This window comes from Bacillus sp. AFS018417, assembly GCF_002560985.1.
Taxonomy (GTDB): domain Bacteria; phylum Bacillota; class Bacilli; order Bacillales; family Bacillaceae_G; genus Bacillus_A; species Bacillus_A rhizoplanae.
Window position 1 is genome coordinate 1 of the sequence record NZ_NTTM01000101.1, and the last position, 304, is coordinate 304.

Annotated in this window: 1 protein-coding gene; it reads left to right on the top strand. The window is 40.1% G+C overall.

Translation table 11 applies throughout. The annotated features are described in order from the left end of the window. Nucleotides 1-304: transposase (locus CN326_RS24815; protein WP_098311332.1), on the top strand; the 304-nt coding region annotated here is incomplete at both ends.

Here is a 304-nt window from a genome sequence, read left to right on the forward strand (position 1 = left end):
AAAAGCCGTGCTGAGAAGATGGGTGTAGCAGTATTTGAGGTAAATCCAGCGTACACTTCTCAAATTGGTAAAATCAAATATATGAAACGTTTTGGTATCAGTATTCACCAAACAGCTTCTTATGTCATTGCTAGAAGAGCAATGGGATTTAAAGAAAAACTTCCACCAATTTTGTATTCACTATTACCGGAGAAGATGGTAGGTCTGCATCATTGGGCGCAATGGAAGTGGCTGTCTGGCATCCTGTCTGATTTGCGTGTTCACACATTCTATCAGATGGAGCTTTCGAACCATAACAAGATTC